Genomic DNA, 17,967 nt, shown 5'->3' with positions numbered 1-17,967 from the left:
GTCTTGCGCTGCTTCGATCAGGCGTCGACGACGATCGTGTCGGCCATCTTGTCGTGCAGCGTGCGGCGGTCGTCGGCGAAGATGAAGAGCGCGTCGGTCAGGGTGAACAGCGGGCCGACGAGCGGGATGCCGCCGATGAAACCGGGCACGAAGCTGCGCAGCAACAGGATGCGGCCCAAGCTCGCGCGGCTGCCGTCGGCGCGCACGATGCGGATGCCCAGCAGGCGCTTGGCCATGGTCTGGCCGTCCTTGTACAGCAGCACGAGATTGATCGAGCCGAGCACCAGGAAGACGATCCCCATGACGATCCACACCGCGCTGTTGGACGCCGAGCCCTGCGCATCCCGGATCATCATGAGCGGTACCATGGCGAGCATGAAGGCGACACCGAATATGACGCCATCCAGAAGCACCGCGCCCAGGCGCCTGCCGCGAGAGGCGAGCGCGAATTGTTCGTCCGCGTAGGCCTTGTGTTGTTCGATGCGCGCGCTCGGCGCGGCGTACGGATTGACGCCGTTGGTGTCCTGCATGTGTTTCCCCTGATGTTGCGACTATCCCCGCCCCTACTTTGGACTGGCGCGGATCGGCCCGCAACTCAGGGTGCGGCGGACAGGTACTGGTCCTTCAACCGGACGTAGTGGCCGGCCGAGTAGTAAAGCGCTTCGATTTCCGCGTCCGACAGCATGCGCACGCGCTTGGCCGGATTGCCCAGCCACAATTCGCCGCTGCGCACGACCTTGCCCGGCGCGACGAGCGCACCGGCGCCGACGAAGCCGTGTTTCTCGACGACCACGCCGTCGAGCACGATCGCGCCCATGCCGATCAGCACCGCGTCCTCGATCCGACACGCGTGGACGATCGCCTTGTGACCGATGGTCACGTCGCTCCCGATAACGGTCGCGAAGCCGCCCAGCTTCGCGTGCGGGCCATCGTGGCTCACGTGGACGACGGTGCCGTCCTGGAGATTGGTGCGCGCGCCGATGCGGATGAAGTTGACGTCGCCGCGCACGACGGTGCCGGGCCACACGGAGACGTCGTCGCCGAGCACGACATCGCCGATGACGGTGGCGGCCGGGTCGACGTAGACGCGTTCGCCGAGGACGGGCAGGTGCCCGGAATAGGGTCGGATGGACATGTCGGCATTGTAAGGACTGCAGCGCATACACTGCCGCCATGAACGACATGAATGCCCCGTCGCCGGAACTGGCGGAGCTGGGCCCGACGCTGGAATCGCTCCGGAACGCCTGGCGCGCGAACAAGCCGAGCGTGGACCAACGCCGCGCCGACCTGGGCCGGCTGCGCCACCTCCTCGCGCAGCGCCTGGACGCGATGGATGCGGCGATCCGCGCCGATTTCGGGCATCGCTCGCCGCACGAAAACCTCATTTCCGAGGCGATGGTGACGCTGTCGGAAATCGACCTGGCGCGCCGCAAGCTGCGCCGTTGGGCGAAGCCGCGACGCGTGGGCGTGGGCTGGAAATTCTGGCCGGCGCGCGCCGAACTGCGGCCGATGCCGGTCGGCGTGGTCGGCATCATCAGTCCGTGGAATTACCCGGTGAACCTGGCGCTCGTGCCGCTGGTGTCGGCGATCGCGGCGGGCAACCACGTGTATCTCAAGCCGTCGGAGCACACGCCGCGCACGAGCGAATTCCTGCGCGCCTTGCTCGCCGACGTGTTTCCCGCCGATCGCGTGGCCTGTGCGGTCGGCGGTGCGGATGTCGGCGCGGCGTTTTCGGCGCTGCCCTTCGACCATCTGCTGTTCACCGGTTCGACCGCGGTCGGGCGCAAGGTGATGGCCGCCGCCGCGCCGAACCTCACGCCGGTCACGCTCGAACTCGGTGGCAAGGCGCCGGCGGTGGTCGCGCCGGATTTCCCGCTGGACCTGGCCGCGGCGCGCATCGCGAGCGGCAAGTGGTTCAACGCGGGGCAGACCTGCATCGGCGTGGATTACGCGCTGGTGGATGCCGCGCGGCGCGATGGCTTCGTCGCAGCCTTGCGCGCGCAGGTGACGGCGCGTTTCGGCGATCTGTCGGACGCGTCGAACTACACGCGCATCATCAACAGCGCGCAGTTCGATCGCTTGCAGGGCCTGCTTGCGGATGCGCGCGCGCGCGGCGCGACGGTCCTTCCCCTCATCGACATCGCACCGGAGCGGATGCAGGCCGAGCGCCTGTTGCCGCCCACGGTGGTGCTGGATGCGCCGGACGACAGCGCGCTGATGCAACACGAGATCTTCGGCCCGATCCTGCCGGTGAAGGCGTATGCGCGAATCGACGAAGCGCTGTCCTACATCGGCACGCACGATCGGCCCCTGGCCTTGTATCCGTTCTCCAACGATCGCGCGACGGTCGAGCGCATCGTCGATTCCACGCTGCCCGGCGGCGTGACCGTGAACGACACGCTCGTGCATTTCGCGGTCGATACCCTGCCCTTCGGCGGCAGCGGGCCGAGCGGCATGGGCGCGATCCATGGCCGCGCCGGCTTCGACACCTTCAGCAAATTGTTGCCGGTGCTGCATCAGTCGCGTTGGGCGGCGACCGATCTGTTGCGGCCGCCGTATACGGGATTCGTCGATCGCCTGGTGCGTTTCCTCGCGCGCTAGGCCGGCTTCAATCAGGCGTGTTCGCGGGGATGCACCCAGTTGGGGAGCAGCGTGTACGGATCGAGGGCAATGCGCTTGTCGTAGTGCACGCCCAACGCATCGAGCCGACGTTGCATCTCCCCGCTGCGCATCGTATCGAACAACTCCGTGCAACCACCGATGCAATCGCCGCCGATGAAGATCTGCGGGATCGTCGGCGCGAACTTCGCGCGTAGCACCGCGCGCATCTTCACCCCGAGAGCGTCCTGCTGGTAGGCGACCGAATCCAGGTCGACGCTTTCGTATTCGATCCCCAGGCGCGCGAACAACTTGCGCACCGCCCAGCAGAATTCGCACCACTCCAGCGCGAACAGGACGACCGGCTTCTCGCGCACGACCCGCGCGACGAACGCTTCGGCATCGGCGTCGAGCGGTTCTTCGGACGGCGCCGGCGCGGGTGCGGGAACGGCGCACGCCGGCGGCGGTGGTGCGCGATCGAATCGATAGCCGGGCGTGGAGCGCGAGATCGCGACTTCGTCGTCGTTCATCGTTTCGCCGATGTGTTCGAACAACGGCGTCGACATGTACCGCTCGCCGGTGTCGGGCAGCATGCAGACGATGTTGGTGCCGGGGTCGCTGCATCGCGCGACGGTGAGTGCGGCGGCGAGTGTCGCGCCACTGGAGGTGCCGACGAGGATGCCTTCGACGGTGGCGAGTTCGCGGGCCAGGCGCAGGGCGTCGTTGCCGGCGACGGGGATGATTTCGTCGACCAGGTGTTCGTCGCGCGCACTTTGCGTGAGGCGCGGGATGAAATCGGGGGTCCATCCCTGGATCAGGTGCGGCTGGAAATGCGGATGGCTGCGGCTGGGGTTGCCGCTCGCATCGCGCGGCTGCGGAATGCCGCTGGCGAGGATCGGTGCGTTGTCCGGTTCGGCGACCACGATGCGGATGCGCGGATCGGTTTGCCGCAACACGCGGCCCACGCCGAGCAAGGTGCCGCCCGTCCCCGTGCCGGTGACGAAGCAATGCAGGGGCGCATCGCTGAAATCGGCGAGGATTTCCTTCGCCGTCGTGCGCATGTGGACTTCGGCGTTCGCCGGATTCTCGAATTGGCGGCACAGGTACCACCCGTGCGCCTGCGCCAGTTCGACCGCCTTGGCCAGCATGCCCGAGCCTTTGTCCGCCGCGGGCGTGAGCACCACTTTCGCGCCGAGGAAACGCAACAACTTCCGGCGCTCGATGCTGAAGTTCTCCGCCATCACCACGACCAGCGGATAGCCCTTCTGCGCGCACACCATCGCAAGGCCGATGCCGGTATTGCCGCTGGTGGCTTCCACCACGGTCTGGCCCGGCGCGAGTGCGCCGCTGCGTTCGGCGGCTTCGATCACCGCGCGCGCCATGCGGTCTTTCACCGAGGCCATCGGATTGAAGGATTCGAGTTTGGCGTAGACATTCACGCCCGGCGGCGCGAGCTTTCCCAGCCGCACCAGGGGCGTGTTGCCGATCGTGTCGAGTATCGTGTCGTACCGCACCTTGCTGTCTCCGTAGGGCTCCTGCATCAGGACCAACGCGACAGCGCGCGCCAAAGGGACCGCCTGCTTGAAGATCGCCAGCTGGAACGTCAATTCGCTCAATGTGCGCATGGCGCACCTGTCGCAATGGCTGCGCGAGGCGCAGCCGGACATCGTCGCCCTGCAGGAAACCAAGCTGGACGACGAACGGTTTCCCGATTCGGACCTCGCCGCCCTGGGCTACCGCAGCGTCTTCTGCGGGCAGAAGACCTACAACGGCGTGGCACTGCTGAGCCGCCTGCCGTTCAGCAGCGAGTGCATCACGGCGATCCCCGGTTTCGATGACCCGCAAAAGCGCGTGCTGGCCGCCAGCGTGGGCGATCTGCGCATCGTGGATCTGTACGTGGTGAACGGCGAAAGCGTGGGCAGCGCCAAGTTCGAGTACAAGCTGCGCTGGCTTGCGGCCGTGCGCGAATGGCTGCGCGCCGAGTTGCTCGCGCACCCGAACCTCATCGTGCTGGGGGATTTCAACATCGCGCCGGACGATCGCGACGTGCACGATCCCAAACGCTGGCGCGAGAAGATCCTGTGCTCCACGCCCGAACGCGAAGCGCTGCGCGGGCTGCTCGACCTCGGGCTGCACGACAGCTTCCGCCTCTTCAACGAGGACGGCGGCCAGTACAGCTGGTGGGATTACCGGCTCGCCGCGTTCCAGCGCAACTGGGGATTGCGCATCGACCTGGTGCTGATCAGCGAGGCCTTGAAAGCCCGCGCGACGGCCGCGGGCATCGACACCGTGCCGCGCACTTGGGACCGCCCAAGCGACCACACGCCGGTGTGGGTGCAGATCGACTGAGCGCCCAAAAAACAAAACCCGGCGCGAGGCCGGGTTTTGCTTCTGTCGCCGGGCCCGGCCATCCTGGCCGCGCCCCGCATGCCGTTTCCGCAGTGCTTAGCGCACGCGACCGCGGCGGAACAGATTGACGATCGCGAGCAGGACCACCGCGCCGATCAGCGAGATGATGAAGCCCGTAACGCTGAAGCCTTCGTTGATGTTGGCGCCGCTGATGCCGAGCATGCCGCCCAGCCAGCCGCCCAGGAACGCGCCGACGATGCCGACGATCACGTTGAGGATGATGCCCTGCTGCGCATCGGTCCGCATGATGAGACTGGCCAGCCAACCGACGATGCCGCCAACGATCAACCAGATGATGATGTTCATGCACCCACTCCTTTTGAATGTGTCAGCGAATTCCGCGTGACCCCCCAGGGGAAGGGGGTACGGCGGCAGTCTCTGCGGGCACGCGTGAAGGTGGAGTCAGAACTCGATTCTGGCGAAAAACCGCTTGTTTTCAGCGGTTTGTGAAATTCGTGAAGGGCGCCTCACGCGCCTGCGAGCAGCGCCGCGAGCGTTTCGCGCGGCAGTTTTCCGGTTTCGTTGCGCGGCAACATGGGCACGCAACGCAGCGGTCGCGGCAGGAAGACCGGATCCAGCGCGCGCCGCAATGCGGCGAGGATCGAGGTTTCGTCGAGCGTCGGTGCGACGGCGAGCGCGGCGATGCGGCGCACGCCCCCTTCGCCCGGTTCGTCGAGCTGGAAAACGATGCCATCCTCGACGCCCGGAATCGCGAGCAGCTTGCGCGTCATGTCGCCGAGCGAAGCGCGCTTGCCGGCGATTTCGAGCAGGTCGGCGTTGCGTCCGCGCAGCACGAATTTGCCGTCGGCCTGGGTTTCGACCAGGTCGGCAAGCACGACCGGTGTTTCCAGATGCGGCGCATGCACCGCGGTGCCGTCGGGCTGCGGGACCACGCGCACGCCGGGCAACGGCGTCCACGCGGTTTCGAGCGCAGTGCGGCGGCGCGCGATGACGCAGGTTTCGGTCGAACCGAAGACTTCGCGCACTTCGCAACCGAAGCGCGCTTCGGCTTGCGCGGCGAGTTCGGCCGACAACGGCGCGGTCGCCGACACGATCGCGCGCATCGGCGGCAAGTCGCAGCCTGAAACCAGCAGCGCGCGCAGATGCACGGGCGTGGTCACCAAAATGCGCGGTGCGCGTGCGTGCGCCAACGCGAGCGCGATGTCTTCCGGGAAGAACGGGCGCGCCGCGTGCACGGCGACCGGCCCGAGCAGCGGCAACAACACCGACATCTCCATGCCGTACATGTGTTGCGGCGGCACGGTTGCGACCAGGTGCGCGTCGCCTTCGGGCCACAGATCGGACAACGCAGCGAGGTTTTGCGCGGTGCTGCGGCGGAAGCTGCCCCAGGTTTTCGGATTCGCCTGCGGGCGGCCGGTGCTGCCGGAGGTGTAACCGATCGCGACCAGCGCATCGTCGTCGAGCGTCGGGGTTTCGCCGACGCGTTCGGGCAGGACCTCGGGCAGGCGCAGGTATCGCGCCGGCGCCGGTGAGAGGTCGCCATCGCCGATGCAGTAACTGTCGGGATGCTGCGCCATCGCCTCGTCCACCATGCCCGGCGCGCGCGAGGGCGGCAGCAGGTTGGTTTGCCCGCGCAGCGCGATCGCGCAGAAGGCGACGAGGAAGCGATAGCGGTCTTCGCACAGATTGATGGCGTGCAAACCCGGCGGCAGCATCGCGGCCACGCCGCGCACCTGTGCCAGGAAGATTTCGAGCGGCACGTCCCCACGTGCGTCGAAGACCACCGCGCGCGACGGATCGCCCGCGGCAATGGATGTGTGCGGCGCGCGCGCGCCGGTCTCGATGACTGCGGACATGGCCCTGCTTTTTCCCTTGGCGGCCTGAGCCGCCCCCCTTCGCGTACTTTACGCTGGCTTTCTGGTCCCGGGATTGTTCCCCCATTCGATGGAACCCGCCTTCACATCGGTCGATCCGGTCCGGCTGCCGCGCTGGACCTGGCGCGACCACGCGCGCGGCACGCCCGCAGAGCCACTCGTGCGCGATTGGCTGGGCGCGGTGCTGGCGGTGCCGTCGGCGTCGATCGAGTTGCGTCGCGATGCCTTGGGCCGGCCGCGCTTGGCCGGCGCGCTGCAGGGATTGGACGTGAGCTGGAGCCACAGCGGCGATGGCTTGCTGATCGCGCTGGGGGAAAACGTGGACGTCGGCGTGGATCTGGAACGCGCCCGCCCGCGCCCGCGTGCGCTGGAACTGGCGCACCGCTTCTTCCACGCCACCGAACACGACTGGCTCCGCGGACTGCCCGAACCCGATCGCAACGAGGCCTTCCTCCGCCTGTGGTGTGCGAAGGAAGCGGTGTTGAAGGCGCATGGGCGCGGCATCGCCTACGGCCTGGACAAGTTCGGGCTGGCCGATCTCGACGGCGGATTGGCGATGACACATCCGCATGTCGGCCTCGGCGGCCCCTGGTCCTTGCATGAATGGGCGCCACGCGCAGGCTATCGTGCGGCGCTCGCCTGGCGCGGCCGCTAAGATGCGCGCCCCATGACGACGCCCACCGCCCCCGACCTGTCCGCCCTGCGCCCCGAACTCGAATCGGGCCTGCGCACGCTCGGCCTGGATGTGGCGCTCGCCACGCCCCTGCTCGACTACGTCGCGCTGCTGGTGCGCTGGAACGCCACCTACAACCTCACCGCCATCCGCGACCCGCGCGAGATGATCGCCAAGCACCTGCTCGATTCGCTGGCGATGCACCCTTACGTCGACGAGGTGGCGCACCTGGCCGACCTCGGCACCGGCGCGGGCCTGCCCGGCATTCCGCTGGCGATCGCCAAACCGGGGCTGCAGGTCTCGCTGGTGGAGAGCAACGGCAAGAAGGTGCGCTTCCTGCGCGAGGCGATCCGCAAGCTGGGACTGACCAACGCGGAGGCGGTGGAATCGCGGATCGAGGCCTTCGACGCTCCCGGCCGGTTCGATGCGATTACCGCGCGCGCGCTCGCCACGCTCCCCGCGATCCTGCAATCCGGCGGCCATCTCCTGCGACCCGGCGGCGTTCTGCTCGCAATGAAGGGTGTCGTGCCCAGCGAGGAGATCGCCGCGCTGCCGCCCGGATGGCGCGTTCGTGAGATGCATCCGATGCGTGTGCCCGGTCTGCATGCCGAGCGGCACCTCATCGTCGTGGCTGCGGCATAATCGGGATCCGGCCGCCTCCACCGAGCAGCGCCGAACCACCGGGGGACATCGCGCCGTGACGGCCCGCATCATCGCTGTTGCCAACCAGAAAGGCGGCGTCGGCAAGACCACCACCTCCGTGAATCTCGCGGCGGCATTGGCGCGCACGCCAAAACGCGTGTTGCTCGTGGACCTGGATCCGCAGGGCAACGCGACGATGGGCAGCGGCGTGGAGAAGCGCGACCTGCGCGCCTCCATCACCGACGTGCTGCTGGAAGAAATGCACGCGCCCTCGGCGATCGTGAAAACGCCCGAAGGCTTCGACATCCTTCCCGGCAACATCGACCTGACCGCCGCGGAAATCGAATTGATGGACGAGGAAGGCCGCGAGCAGCGCCTCAAGCGCGCGCTCGAGCCGATCCGCGACCAGTACGACTTCATCATCATCGACTGCCCGCCGGCCCTGTCGCTGCTCACGCTCAATGCGCTGACGGCCGCCGATTCGGTGCTCGTGCCGATGCAGTGCGAGTACTACGCGCTCGAAGGCCTGTCGGCGCTGATCGACACGATCGATGCGCTCAAGCGCAGGCTCAATCCCGCGCTGGAGATCGAAGGCGTGCTGCGGACGATGTTCGACGTGCGCAACAATCTCGCCAACGCGGTGTCGGCGGAATTGACGCAACACTTCGGCGATCGCGTCTTCCGCACCATCGTGCCGCGCAACGTGCGCCTGGCCGAAGCGCCGAGCCACGGGCAAAGCATCGTCGCCTACGACAAGGCCTCGCGCGGCAGCGTGGCCTACCTCGGCCTGGCCGGGGAAGTGATGCGTCGCCAGCGCGAACGCGAGCAGACCGCAAAGAGCGCGACGCCGGAACCGAAGAAGGAAGTGCAAGCATGACCGTCGCGAAGAAGCGCGGCCTCGGGCGAGGTCTCGAAGCCCTGCTCGGGCCCAAGGCCGCCGCCGAAACCGCGCCGCTGGAAGCCCAGCCCGGCGAACAGCTGCGCCAGCTGCCCGTCGGCCAACTGCAGCCCGGCCGTTACCAGCCGCGCAGCGGCATGGACCAGGGCAAGCTCGCCGAGCTGGCCGAATCGATCCGCGCGCAGGGCGTGATCCAGCCCATCGTCGTGCGCGAGATCGACAACGCGGGCAAGGGCGCGCGTTACGAAATCATCGCCGGCGAACGCCGCTGGCGCGCCTCGCAATTGGCGGGCCTGGCTGCGATCCCCGCGGTGATCCGCGTGGTCGACGACCACGCCGTCATCGCGATGGCGCTGATCGAGAACATCCAGCGCGAAGACCTCAATCCGCTGGAAGAAGCGCTCGCGCTGCAGCGCCTGATCGACGAATTCGACCTGACGCACGCGCAGGCCGCCGATGCGGTGGGCCGCTCGCGCGCGGCGGTGTCCAACCTGCTGCGCCTGCTCGAACTGCCACCGGAAATCCGCGTGCTCGTGGAAACCAAGGCCATCGAGATGGGCCACGCGCGCGCGCTGCTCACGCTGGCGCCGCAGGCCGCGGTCGCCCTGGCGCGCCAGGCCGCCGAACACGAGTGGTCGGTGCGCGAAGTCGAACATCGCGTGCAACAACTGATGGCCGGCCAGGTCGCCAACGGCAGCGCCACGCGCAAGGCCAAGCCGGTCAAGGCCAAGCCGCAGGCCGACATCGCGACCCTGGAGCGCGAGTTGTCCGAATCCCTCGGCACGCGGGTCAACGTCCTGCACGGGCGCGCGGGCAAGGGCCGGCTGGTGATCCACTATTCGGACCTGGAATCGCTCGACGGCGTGCTCGAACGGCTGCGCGGCAAGGCCGACTGAGTTGTCGCACGGGCGTGAGGCCGCGTGCACGGGCGCGCGGCTAGGCTGCGGCACTTTCGAAAAGCGGAGCTTGGCGCCCCATGGCGGACACGACTGACACGGCTGTCACCGACACGATCCTCGTCACCGGCGCCGCCGGTTTCATCGGCGCCTACACGTGTCGGGAATTGCGCGCACGCGGCGCGAACGTCGTGGGCCTGGACAACTTCAACGATTACTACGATCCGCAGCTCAAGCGCGATCGCGTCGCCGCGCTGTGCCCCGATGTCGAAATCGCGGAGATCGATTTGACCGATCGCGCGGCGCTCGAAGCGCTGTTCGACAAGCATCGCTTTTGCCGCGTGATCCATCTCGCCGCGCAGGCCGGCGTGCGTTATTCGCTCGAGAATCCGCACGCTTATGTCGACAGCAACCTGATCGGCTTCGTCAACATGCTGGAGTTGTGCCGGCATCGCGGCGTCGAACACCTGGTGTATGCGAGCTCTTCGTCGGTCTACGGCGATTCGGCGACGCCGCCGTTTTCCGAAGCGCAGCGCATCGACCGCCCGCGCTCGCTTTACGCCGCGACCAAGGCCGCCAACGAACTGATGGCCCACACCTACGCGCACCTGTACGGCCTGCGCGCGACGGGGCTGCGCTTCTTCACCGTGTACGGCCCCTGGGGCCGGCCCGACATGGCGCCGCTGCTGTTCTCGCGCGCGGTGCTCGCCGGCCGGCCGATCCAGGTGTTCAACCACGGCCGCATGCGACGCGACTTCACGTACATCGACGACATCGTCGCCGGCGTGCTCGGCGCGATGGACGCCCCCACGCGCCCGGCGGGCGAAAACGCCGCCGAGGGCGGGCCGCACCGCGTCTACAACCTCGGCAACCACACGCCGGTGGAGCTGGAGCGCTTCATCACCGTGATCGAGCAGGCGGCGGGCCGTCCGGCGGAAAAGAAGTATCTGACGATGCAACCAGGCGACATGGTCGAGACCATGGCGGATACTGCGCGCGCCCACGCGGACTTCGGTTTCGAACCCGCCACCCCCATCGACACCGGCCTGCCACCCGTCGTGCGCTGGTGCCGCGAGTACTTCGGAGACAAGGCTTGACCCACGCCCCGCAGCTGTCCGTCGTCGTGCCGGTCTTCAACGAGCAGGACAACGTTGGCCCCTTGCTGCGGGAAGTCGTGGCCGCCTTGCGCGGCCGCGTGGAATTCGAAGCGGTCTTCGTCGACGACAATTCCAAGGACGGCACGCTCGCCGCGTTGCGCGCGCTGAAGGCTGAAGTCCCGGAATTGCGCGTGTTGCACCACGTCAAGCAAAGCGGCCAGAGCACCGCGATCCGCACCGGCGTGCGCCACGCGCGCGCGCCGTGGGTGGCCACGCTCGACGGCGATGGGCAGAACGATCCGGCCGACATCCCCAAGCTGCTCGCCGCGCGCGATGCGGCGAAGCCGGAAATCCGCCTGTTCGCGGGCTGGCGCGTCAATCGCCAGGATTCGGGCAGCAAGCGCTGGGCCTCCAAATGGGCCAATGCGATCCGCACCCGCATGCTGCACGACGACACGCCCGACACCGGCTGCGGCATCAAGCTCTTCGAGCGCGAAGCCTTCCTCGACCTGCCGTATTTCGACCACATGCATCGCTACCTGCCGGCGCTGATGCAGCGCGCGGGCTGGCAGACGGTGAGCGTGCCGGTGAACCACCGCGCGCGTTCGACCGGCGTGTCGAAGTACAACAACCTCAACCGCGCCCTGGTCGGCATCCGCGACCTGATGGGCGTGGCCTGGCTGATCGTGCGCAGCAAGCGCACCGGCGTCGAGGAGTCCTGAGGATGCTGGAGGCAGCGCCGGTCGCACAGGACTTCATGAATTCGCCGGTCCCGTGGCTCGCGTGGACCGGCCTGCACATGTCCCCGTGGAAGCTGATCGGCCTGACCGGGGCGCTGATGTTCGGCGGCCGGTGGCTGGTGCAGTTCGTCGCCTCCCGCCGCCACGGCAAGCCGGTGATCCCGCGCCTGTTCTGGTACATGAGCCTGGTCGGCTCGGTCATGACCCTGGCCTACTTCGTGTTCTCGGCCAAGCAGGACTCGGTGGGCGTGATCCAGAACCTCTTCCCCGCCTTCACGGCCGGCTACAGCCTGTATCTGGACATCCGGCATCGCGGGTGGCATCGGGACAAGGCGAGCCACTGACCCCCTTTGAAGGGGATTTCAGGCAAATCAAGGGGTTTTGCCCTCGCCGGGGTAGCCCGGCGGCCTTCGGGCGGGCATAATGCGCGGCTCGCTGCGGCAGTCCCGGGCCCTCTGGCCCATTGCAGCGTGGCCGTCGTACCCCAGGCCATGGGGTGCATCACAGACACCAATCGAGGTGCGCAATGTCCCGCGTTTGCCAAGTTTCCGGCAAGAGCGTGCAGACGGGTAACAACGTCTCGCATGCGAACAACAAGACCCGCCGTCGCTTCCTGCCCAACCTGCACGAGCGTCGTTTCTGGGTCGCCAGCGAAAACCGCTGGGTCAAGCTGAAGGTTTCCGCGCACGCGCTGCGCACCATCGACAAGAACGGTATCGACTCGGTCCTGGCGCAACTGCGCGCCCGTGGCGAGAAGGTCTGAGGAGTAAACGACCATGGCAAGCAAGCGCGACAAGATCCGCCTGATCTCCTCGGCCAACACCGGCCACTTCTACACGACCGACAAGAACAAGAAGAACACGCCGAACAAGATGGAGGTCAAGAAGTACGACCCCGTCGTCCGGAAGCACGTGATCTACAAGGAAGGCAAGATCAAGTAAGCCTTCGTTGTTCGACGCTTCGAAAGAAACCCGCCGGAAGGCGGGTTTCTTTTTGCCTGTCGATCACGCGCCGCGCCGATTGCGCACCAGCGATTCGACCACCGACGGATCGGCCAGCGTCGAGGTATCCCCGAGTTGATCCGGCGCGTCCTCGGCGATCTTCCGCAGGATGCGCCGCATGATCTTCCCGGAGCGCGTCTTGGGCAGCCCCGGCGCCCATTGCAGGTGTTCGGGGGTCGCGATCGGCCCGATTTCGTGGCGCACGTGCGCGATCAGTTCCGCGCGCAGCGCATCGCTTTCGACTTCGCCGGCCACGAGCGTCACGTAGGCGTAGATGCCCTGTCCCTTGATGTCGTGCGGGAAGCCGACGACCGCCGCCTCGGCCACCTTCGCGTGCGAGACCAGCGCGCTTTCGACTTCCGCCGTGCCGATGCGATGTCCGCTGACGTTGATCACGTCGTCCACGCGACCGGTGATCCAGTAATCGCCGTCGGCATCGCGCCGGCAACCATCGCCGGTGAAATACATTCCGGGATACGCGCGGAAGTAGGTCTCGATGAAGCGTTGATGGTCGCCGTACACGGTGCGCATCTGGCCGGGCCAGGAATCCATCAGCACGAGGTTGCCCTCTGCTTCGCCCTCGAGCAGGTGGCCTTCTGCATTCACCAGCGCCGGTTGCACGCCGAAGAAGGGTTTCATTGCGCTGCCCGGCTTCGCTTCGACGCCGATGGGCGGCACGATCAGCACGCCACCGGTTTCGGTTTGCCACCAGGTATCGACGACCGGGCATCGCGCATCGCCGACCACGTCGTGATACCAACGCCATGCCTCGGGATTGATCGGTTCGCCGACGGTGCCGAGCAGGCGCAGCGACTTGCGCGAAGTGGCCTTCACCGGCGCATCGCCTTCGCGCATCAGCGCGCGGATCGCGGTGGGCGCGGTGTAGAAGACCGTGACCTGGTGTTTATCGACCACGCGCCAGAAGCGCGAGAAATCCGGATGGTTCGGCACGCCTTCGAACACGACCGCCGTCGCGCCGTTGGCCAGCGGGCCGTAGACGATGTAGCTGTGGCCGGTGATCCAGCCGACATCCGCCGTGCACCAGTAGATGTCGTCCTGCCGCAGGTCGAACACGCGCTCGTGCGTGAAACTCGCGAACACGAGATAGCCGCCCGTCGTGTGCAGCACGCCTTTCGGCTTGCCCGTCGAACCGGAGGTGTAGAGGATGAAGAGCGGATCTTCCGCGTTCATCGGCTCGGGTTCGCAGGTGTCGGGCTGGCCTTCGACCACGACGTCGACCCAGCGGTCGCGCGGCATCTGCATCGCAACGGCGGCACCGGTGTGGCGCACGACGAGCACGGTTTCGACGGAATTCGTGCCGGGTAGCGCGAGCGCGGCGTCGACGTTCGCCTTCAATGCGATGCGCTTGCCGCCGCGCAGGCCTTCGTCGGCGGTGATGATCAGTTTGCTGCGACAGTCGGCGATGCGGTCGGCGATCGAGTGCGGCGCGAACCCGCCGAACACCACCGAGTGGATCGCGCCGATGCGCGCGCAGGCGAGCATCGCCACGACGGCGTCGGGAATCATCGGCAGGTAGATGGTGATGCGGTCGCCCTTGCGCACGCCGAGGTTGCGCAGCGCGTTGGCGAGACGGCAGGTGCGCGCGTGCAGATCGCGGTAGGTGATGCGTTGCGCCTGGCCGTCGGGGTCGTCGGGTTCGAAGATCAGCGCCGTGCGATCGCCGCGCTTGGCCAGGTGCCGATCCAGGCAGTTGACGCTCGCGTTGAGTACGCCGTCGGCGTACCAGTGGATGCGGAAATCGTCGGCGTCGAAGCTGACGTCACTGATCTGCGTCGGCTTGGCGATCCAGTCGATGCGCTCGGCGATCGCCTTCCAGTAGGTCTCGGGATCGCTGAGCGATTGCGCGTACTCGCGCGCGTAGTCGGTCGAACCGGTCATGCGCCAACCCCTCGCGACGTGGGCCGACAGTTTGCCTTCAACGCGGCGGGGCGGCGAGTTCGGCGGCGCTCAACACGCCGTCGCCGTTGGCGTCCTGCCGACGGAAGGCGTCGGCCAGGCGCGCTCGGTGCGCTTGTCGCGTGAGCGGCTTGCCACGGCCGCCGGGTTGCTCGGCCGGCGAGAGCGTGCCGTCGTGGTCGACGTCCATCGCATCGAAGGCGTAGCTCAGCCAATCCTGGTATTCGACCAGCGAGACGCGTTGGTCGTGGTCGGTGTCCATGCGCGAGAGGTAATCGCCGCTCGCGACGACCTGGGCGAAGGCAGCCGGCGCCAGCAGGCAGGCAAACAAAAACCCCGCACGCGAACGTGCGGGGCTCATTCTGTTCTGAATCCGTGGACGGTGCCTTGTCGCTTGCATCAGGCCTGCAGCTGGTAGCCCTTCAGGCGCGCCGAGAAATCCTGCAGCGCGCGGATGCCGCTGGCTTCGGCTTCGCGGCACCACTGCTGCAGGTTCTGCAGCGTGGCCGCGGCGTCGTTGCCACGCGCTTCGAGCACGGCGGCCAGGCGGGCGCGATGTTCGACCAGGGCGCGGATGCGCGGACGCGCCTCCACCCATTCCTGCATCTGCTGGCGCGCATCGGGCTTGAGCCAGCGGCCATCGTCGCTCAGGCCCTTGCGCAGCTGGCGCGGGAGCATGGCGCGCAGCTTGCTGCCGGTGGCCTGCGCTTCTTCCTTGAGCGCCGGCTTGAGGACATTGCGCTGGTAATCGGTCATCGCCTGGAAGCGATGCGCGAGCAGCGCCTTGATCGTCTCGGTGTCCGGCACGTTGATGTTCGGACGCACGTCGAGGGTCGGCGCCACGCGCAGCACCTTGGCCATGCCGATGGATTCGAAGAACTTGATCACGGCCCAGCCGATGTCCACTTCGAACTTGCGCAGCGCGAACTTCGCCGAGCTCGGGAAGGCATGGTGGTTGTTGTGCAGTTCTTCGCCGCCGATCCACACGCCCCACGGCGTGAGGTTGGTCGCCGTGTCGGTGGTTTCGAAATTGCGGTAGCCCCACCAATGGCCGAGGCCGTTGACGACGCCCGCGGCCCAGAACGGGATCCACAGCATCTGGATCGCCCACACGGCCACGCCCGGGATGCCGAACAACGCAAAGCTGATGAAGAGCAGCAGCGTCGGGCCCATCGTCGCGTGCGGCGTATAGACCTTGCGCTCGATCCAGTCTTCCGGGCAGCCCTTGCCGTACTTCTCGATCGACTCGCGATCGCCGCGCGCTTCGCGATACAGCTCCACGCCGCGCCAGAAGACGGTCTTGATGCCCTTGTGCATCGGGCTGTGCGGATCTTCTTCGGTCTCGCACTTCGCATGGTGCTTGCGGTGGATCGCCGCCCATTCCTTCGTGATCATCGACGTGGTGATCCACGTCCAAAAACGGAAGAAGTGCGCGAGCACCGGATGGAAATCGACGCCGCGATGCGCCTGGCTGCGATGCAGGTACAGGGTGACCGAGAAGATCGTCAGCTGCGTGGCAACCAGGAGGTAGACCACCAGGCCGACCCAACCGAATTGCAGCAGACCGCCGCCGAGGAAATCGAGAAAAGCTTGCATCGTGACTCCGAGTGTAAAAGCAGGGGCGTTTCACCCCGAGGGCATCATGCCACCCGCGGTCATCCATGCGCCCGGGTACGGCGCAGATCCGTGATGGGGGTGTTCAGACCGGATAACAATCTTCACGTTGCACCGGCCGCTTTCACGCCCCATCTCATGAGTCGACGCGAATCGCGCAAACTCACGCCATGCCCGAACTGCCCGAAGTCGAAACCACGCGGCGCGGCCTCGCACCGCATATTGAAGGGCGCATCGTCGCCGACGTCGTGTTGCGTCGTCCGGACCTGCGCTGGCCGATTCCGCCGGAAGTAGCGGCCTTGCTCCCCGGTCGGCGGATCGATTCCGTTCGTCGGCGAGCGAAATACCTGCTGCTCGACACCGAAGTCGGCAGCGCGCTCCTCCACCTGGGCATGTCCGGCAGCTTGCGCGTCCTGCAGGGCGACACGCCGGTGGAAGCGCACGACCACGTCGACCTGAAACTTGCCGACCGGGGCCGCAGCAAGGGCCGCGTCCTGCGCTTCAACGACCCGCGGCGCTTCGGTTGCCTGCTCTGGCAGGCGCCGGGCGAGGTCCACGAACTCCTGCGCGGCCTGGGGCCCGAGCCCTTGTCCGACGCCTTCGACGGGGACTACCTGTTCGCCCGCAGCCGGGGCCGGAAGGCGCCGGTGAAGACCTTCCTGATGGACCAGGGGATCGTGGTCGGCGTCGGCAACATCTACGCGGCCGAGGCCCTGTTCGAGGCCGGCATCTCGCCCCTGCGCGAGGCCGGCAAGGTCTCGCGGGAGCGCTACCACGCCCTCGCCGACGCCGTGAAGCGGATCCTGGCCTACGCGATCGAGCGGGGCGGCACGACGCTCCGGGACTTCATCAGCCCCGATGGCCTGCCCGGGTATTTCGAGCTCGAGCTGGCCGCCTACGGCCGGGGCGGCGAGCCCTGCCCGAAATGCGGGCGGACGATGAAAGAGGGGTCGATCGGCCAGCGCACCACCGTCTGGTGCCCCCGCTGCCAACGCTGAAAGCTTCAGCCACCAACGGTCCACGCAGGCAAGCATCGCCCAACGCGGGTATATTCCGGCGCCTGAGGGGAGATATGTCCGAGACGGCCGATATCACGGAGTTGCTGGACGCTGCACGCGACGGAGACCGTGGCGCGCTCGACCGTGTCCTGGCCACCCTGTACCAGGAACTCCACGCGATGGCCCGCCGCCAGCTCGCCGGGCAGCATGGGCACACGCTCGATGCGACCGCGCTGGTGCACGAGGCCTACCTCAAACTCGTTGGCCGCAATTCGGCGCAGTTCGACGATCGCGCGCACTTCTTCGCCTATGCCGCCTCCGCGATGCGCAGCGTCGTGGTCGATTACGCGCGCCAGCGCCTGGCGCAGAAACGCGGCGGCGACCTGCATCGCGTGACCGAGCTGCCCGAGGAAGTCGAAGGCGGCTTGCGCCTGGACGAGGAAACCCTCGGCCTGGATACCGCGCTCACGCGTTTGGCCGCGGTCGACGCGCGCCTGGCGCAGGTGGTCGAACTGCGTTACTTCGCCGGCCTCTCCGAACTGGAGATCGCCGCGCTGCTCAAGCGGTCCGAACGCAGCATCCGGCGCGACTGGCAGAAAGCCCGCCTGTTCCTGCTCGCCTCCTTGAAGGACTCCTGACGGGGAACGTG

The 17,967-nt window shown here is 67.3% G+C and carries 20 protein-coding genes and 2 pseudogenes; 13 read left to right on the top strand and 9 right to left on the bottom strand.

Annotated features, from left to right (window positions below):
- Window positions 1–17 precede the first annotated feature (17 nt).
- Complete coding sequence (locus tag AB4059_RS08025; protein ID WP_498978307.1) at window positions 18–530, bottom strand: RDD family protein; 513 nt, start codon at window positions 528–530, stop codon at window positions 18–20.
- 65 nt (window positions 531–595) lie between these two features.
- Window positions 596–1,135 (bottom strand): gamma carbonic anhydrase family protein, encoded by a 540-nt coding sequence (locus tag AB4059_RS08020; protein WP_498978305.1) that lies wholly within the window; start codon window positions 1,133–1,135, stop codon window positions 596–598.
- 38 nt (window positions 1,136–1,173) lie between these two features.
- On the opposite strand from AB4059_RS08020, the gene AB4059_RS08015 reads away from it, so the two are divergent.
- Window positions 1,174–2,601: a coniferyl aldehyde dehydrogenase gene (locus AB4059_RS08015; protein ID WP_498978302.1), complete on the top strand. Its 1,428-nt coding sequence runs from the start codon at window positions 1,174–1,176 to the stop codon at window positions 2,599–2,601.
- A gap of 11 nt (window positions 2,602–2,612) precedes the next feature.
- Here the strand turns inward: AB4059_RS08015 and AB4059_RS08010 are convergent, their stop codons facing one another.
- Together AB4059_RS08010 and cysK are read right to left on the bottom strand one after the other, a co-directional pair.
- Window positions 2,613–3,128: a glutaredoxin gene (locus AB4059_RS08010; RefSeq protein WP_498979039.1), complete on the bottom strand. Its 516-nt coding sequence runs from the start codon at window positions 3,126–3,128 to the stop codon at window positions 2,613–2,615.
- Window positions 3,108–4,139, bottom strand: a pseudogene (gene cysK / locus AB4059_RS08005) (cysteine synthase A); the annotation flags it as partial. The pseudogene cysK and the gene AB4059_RS08010, both read right to left, overlap by 21 nt.
- A 40-nt stretch (window positions 4,140–4,179) precedes the next feature.
- Between cysK and xth the strand changes: the two are divergent.
- Entirely contained in the window at window positions 4,180–4,947 is a 768-nt protein-coding gene (xth, locus tag AB4059_RS08000) for an exodeoxyribonuclease III (protein ID WP_498978300.1), read from the top strand.
- Window positions 4,948–5,043: 96 nt separating this feature from the next.
- Here xth and AB4059_RS07995 read toward each other — a convergent pair whose 3' ends face one another.
- Window positions 5,044–5,313, bottom strand: coding sequence for a GlsB/YeaQ/YmgE family stress response membrane protein (locus tag AB4059_RS07995; RefSeq protein ID WP_498959410.1), 270 nt, complete (start codon window positions 5,311–5,313; stop codon window positions 5,044–5,046).
- 161 nt (window positions 5,314–5,474) lie between these two features.
- On the bottom strand, window positions 5,475–6,779 hold the full coding sequence (locus AB4059_RS07990; protein WP_498979037.1) for an AMP-binding protein: 1,305 nt from the start codon (window positions 6,777–6,779) through the stop codon (window positions 5,475–5,477).
- 133 nt (window positions 6,780–6,912) lie between these two features.
- On the opposite strand from AB4059_RS07990, the gene AB4059_RS07985 reads away from it, so the two are divergent.
- The 9 genes from AB4059_RS07985 (at window position 6,913) to rpmG (ending at window position 12,729) form a co-directional block, all read left to right on the top strand.
- Window positions 6,913–7,497 carry a 4'-phosphopantetheinyl transferase family protein gene (locus tag AB4059_RS07985; RefSeq protein ID WP_498978298.1) on the top strand — a complete coding sequence of 195 codons (585 nt, stop codon included), beginning with the start codon at window positions 6,913–6,915 and terminating at the stop codon, window positions 7,495–7,497.
- Window positions 7,498–7,509: 12 nt separating this feature from the next.
- Window positions 7,510–8,157, top strand: a complete 648-nt coding sequence (rsmG, locus tag AB4059_RS07980; protein WP_498978296.1) for a 16S rRNA (guanine(527)-N(7))-methyltransferase RsmG — start codon at window positions 7,510–7,512, stop codon at window positions 8,155–8,157.
- Between the two features lie 55 nt (window positions 8,158–8,212).
- Complete coding sequence (locus AB4059_RS07975; protein WP_498959402.1) at window positions 8,213–9,034, top strand: ParA family protein; 822 nt, start codon at window positions 8,213–8,215, stop codon at window positions 9,032–9,034.
- Entirely contained in the window at window positions 9,031–9,951 is a 921-nt protein-coding gene (locus tag AB4059_RS07970) for a ParB/RepB/Spo0J family partition protein (RefSeq protein WP_498978294.1), read from the top strand. Before AB4059_RS07975 ends, AB4059_RS07970 begins: the two co-directional genes overlap by 4 nt.
- 80 nt (window positions 9,952–10,031) lie before the next feature.
- Window positions 10,032–11,048, top strand: coding sequence for an SDR family NAD(P)-dependent oxidoreductase (locus tag AB4059_RS07965; protein WP_498978292.1), 1,017 nt, complete (start codon window positions 10,032–10,034; stop codon window positions 11,046–11,048).
- Complete coding sequence (locus AB4059_RS07960) at window positions 11,045–11,770, top strand: glycosyltransferase family 2 protein (protein ID WP_498978290.1); 726 nt, start codon at window positions 11,045–11,047, stop codon at window positions 11,768–11,770. The genes AB4059_RS07965 and AB4059_RS07960 overlap by 4 nt, the downstream gene beginning before the upstream one ends.
- A gap of 2 nt (window positions 11,771–11,772) precedes the next feature.
- Window positions 11,773–12,132, top strand: a complete 360-nt coding sequence (locus tag AB4059_RS07955; RefSeq protein ID WP_498978288.1) for a lipid-A-disaccharide synthase N-terminal domain-containing protein — start codon at window positions 11,773–11,775, stop codon at window positions 12,130–12,132.
- 182 nt (window positions 12,133–12,314) lie between these two features.
- Window positions 12,315–12,551, top strand: coding sequence for a 50S ribosomal protein L28 (gene rpmB / locus AB4059_RS07950; RefSeq protein WP_036168661.1), 237 nt, complete (start codon window positions 12,315–12,317; stop codon window positions 12,549–12,551).
- Window positions 12,552–12,564: 13 nt separating this feature from the next.
- Window positions 12,565–12,729 (top strand): 50S ribosomal protein L33, encoded by a 165-nt coding sequence (gene rpmG / locus AB4059_RS07945; RefSeq protein ID WP_036168663.1) that lies wholly within the window; start codon window positions 12,565–12,567, stop codon window positions 12,727–12,729.
- 63 nt (window positions 12,730–12,792) lie between these two features.
- Here the strand turns inward: rpmG and acs are convergent.
- The 3 genes and pseudogenes from acs to AB4059_RS07930 all read right to left on the bottom strand — a co-directional run.
- A pseudogene (gene acs, locus AB4059_RS07940) lies at window positions 12,793–14,670 on the bottom strand (acetate--CoA ligase); the annotation flags it as partial.
- Between the two features lie 55 nt (window positions 14,671–14,725).
- Window positions 14,726–15,067, bottom strand: coding sequence for an EF-hand domain-containing protein (locus AB4059_RS07935; RefSeq protein WP_498978286.1), 342 nt, complete (start codon window positions 15,065–15,067; stop codon window positions 14,726–14,728).
- A gap of 38 nt (window positions 15,068–15,105) precedes the next feature.
- Entirely contained in the window at window positions 15,106–16,302 is a 1,197-nt protein-coding gene (locus AB4059_RS07930) for a DesA family fatty acid desaturase (protein ID WP_498978284.1), read from the bottom strand.
- 188 nt (window positions 16,303–16,490) lie between these two features.
- Here AB4059_RS07930 and mutM point away from each other — a divergent pair, with 188 nt between their 5' ends.
- Window positions 16,491–17,318: a bifunctional DNA-formamidopyrimidine glycosylase/DNA-(apurinic or apyrimidinic site) lyase gene (mutM, locus tag AB4059_RS07925; protein WP_498978282.1), complete on the top strand. Its 828-nt coding sequence runs from the start codon at window positions 16,491–16,493 to the stop codon at window positions 17,316–17,318.
- A 74-nt stretch (window positions 17,319–17,392) separates the two neighbouring features.
- Window positions 17,393–17,956, top strand: a complete 564-nt coding sequence (locus AB4059_RS07920; protein WP_036168671.1) for an ECF-type sigma factor — start codon at window positions 17,393–17,395, stop codon at window positions 17,954–17,956.
- Window positions 17,957–17,967 lie beyond the last annotated feature (11 nt).

The organism is Lysobacter sp. 2RAF19 (genome assembly GCF_052115395.1).
GTDB lineage: Bacteria > Pseudomonadota > Gammaproteobacteria > Xanthomonadales > Xanthomonadaceae > Noviluteimonas.
The sequence above is the reverse complement of the archived record's forward strand: the minus strand, read 5'-3'. Positions and strand labels throughout refer to the sequence as shown.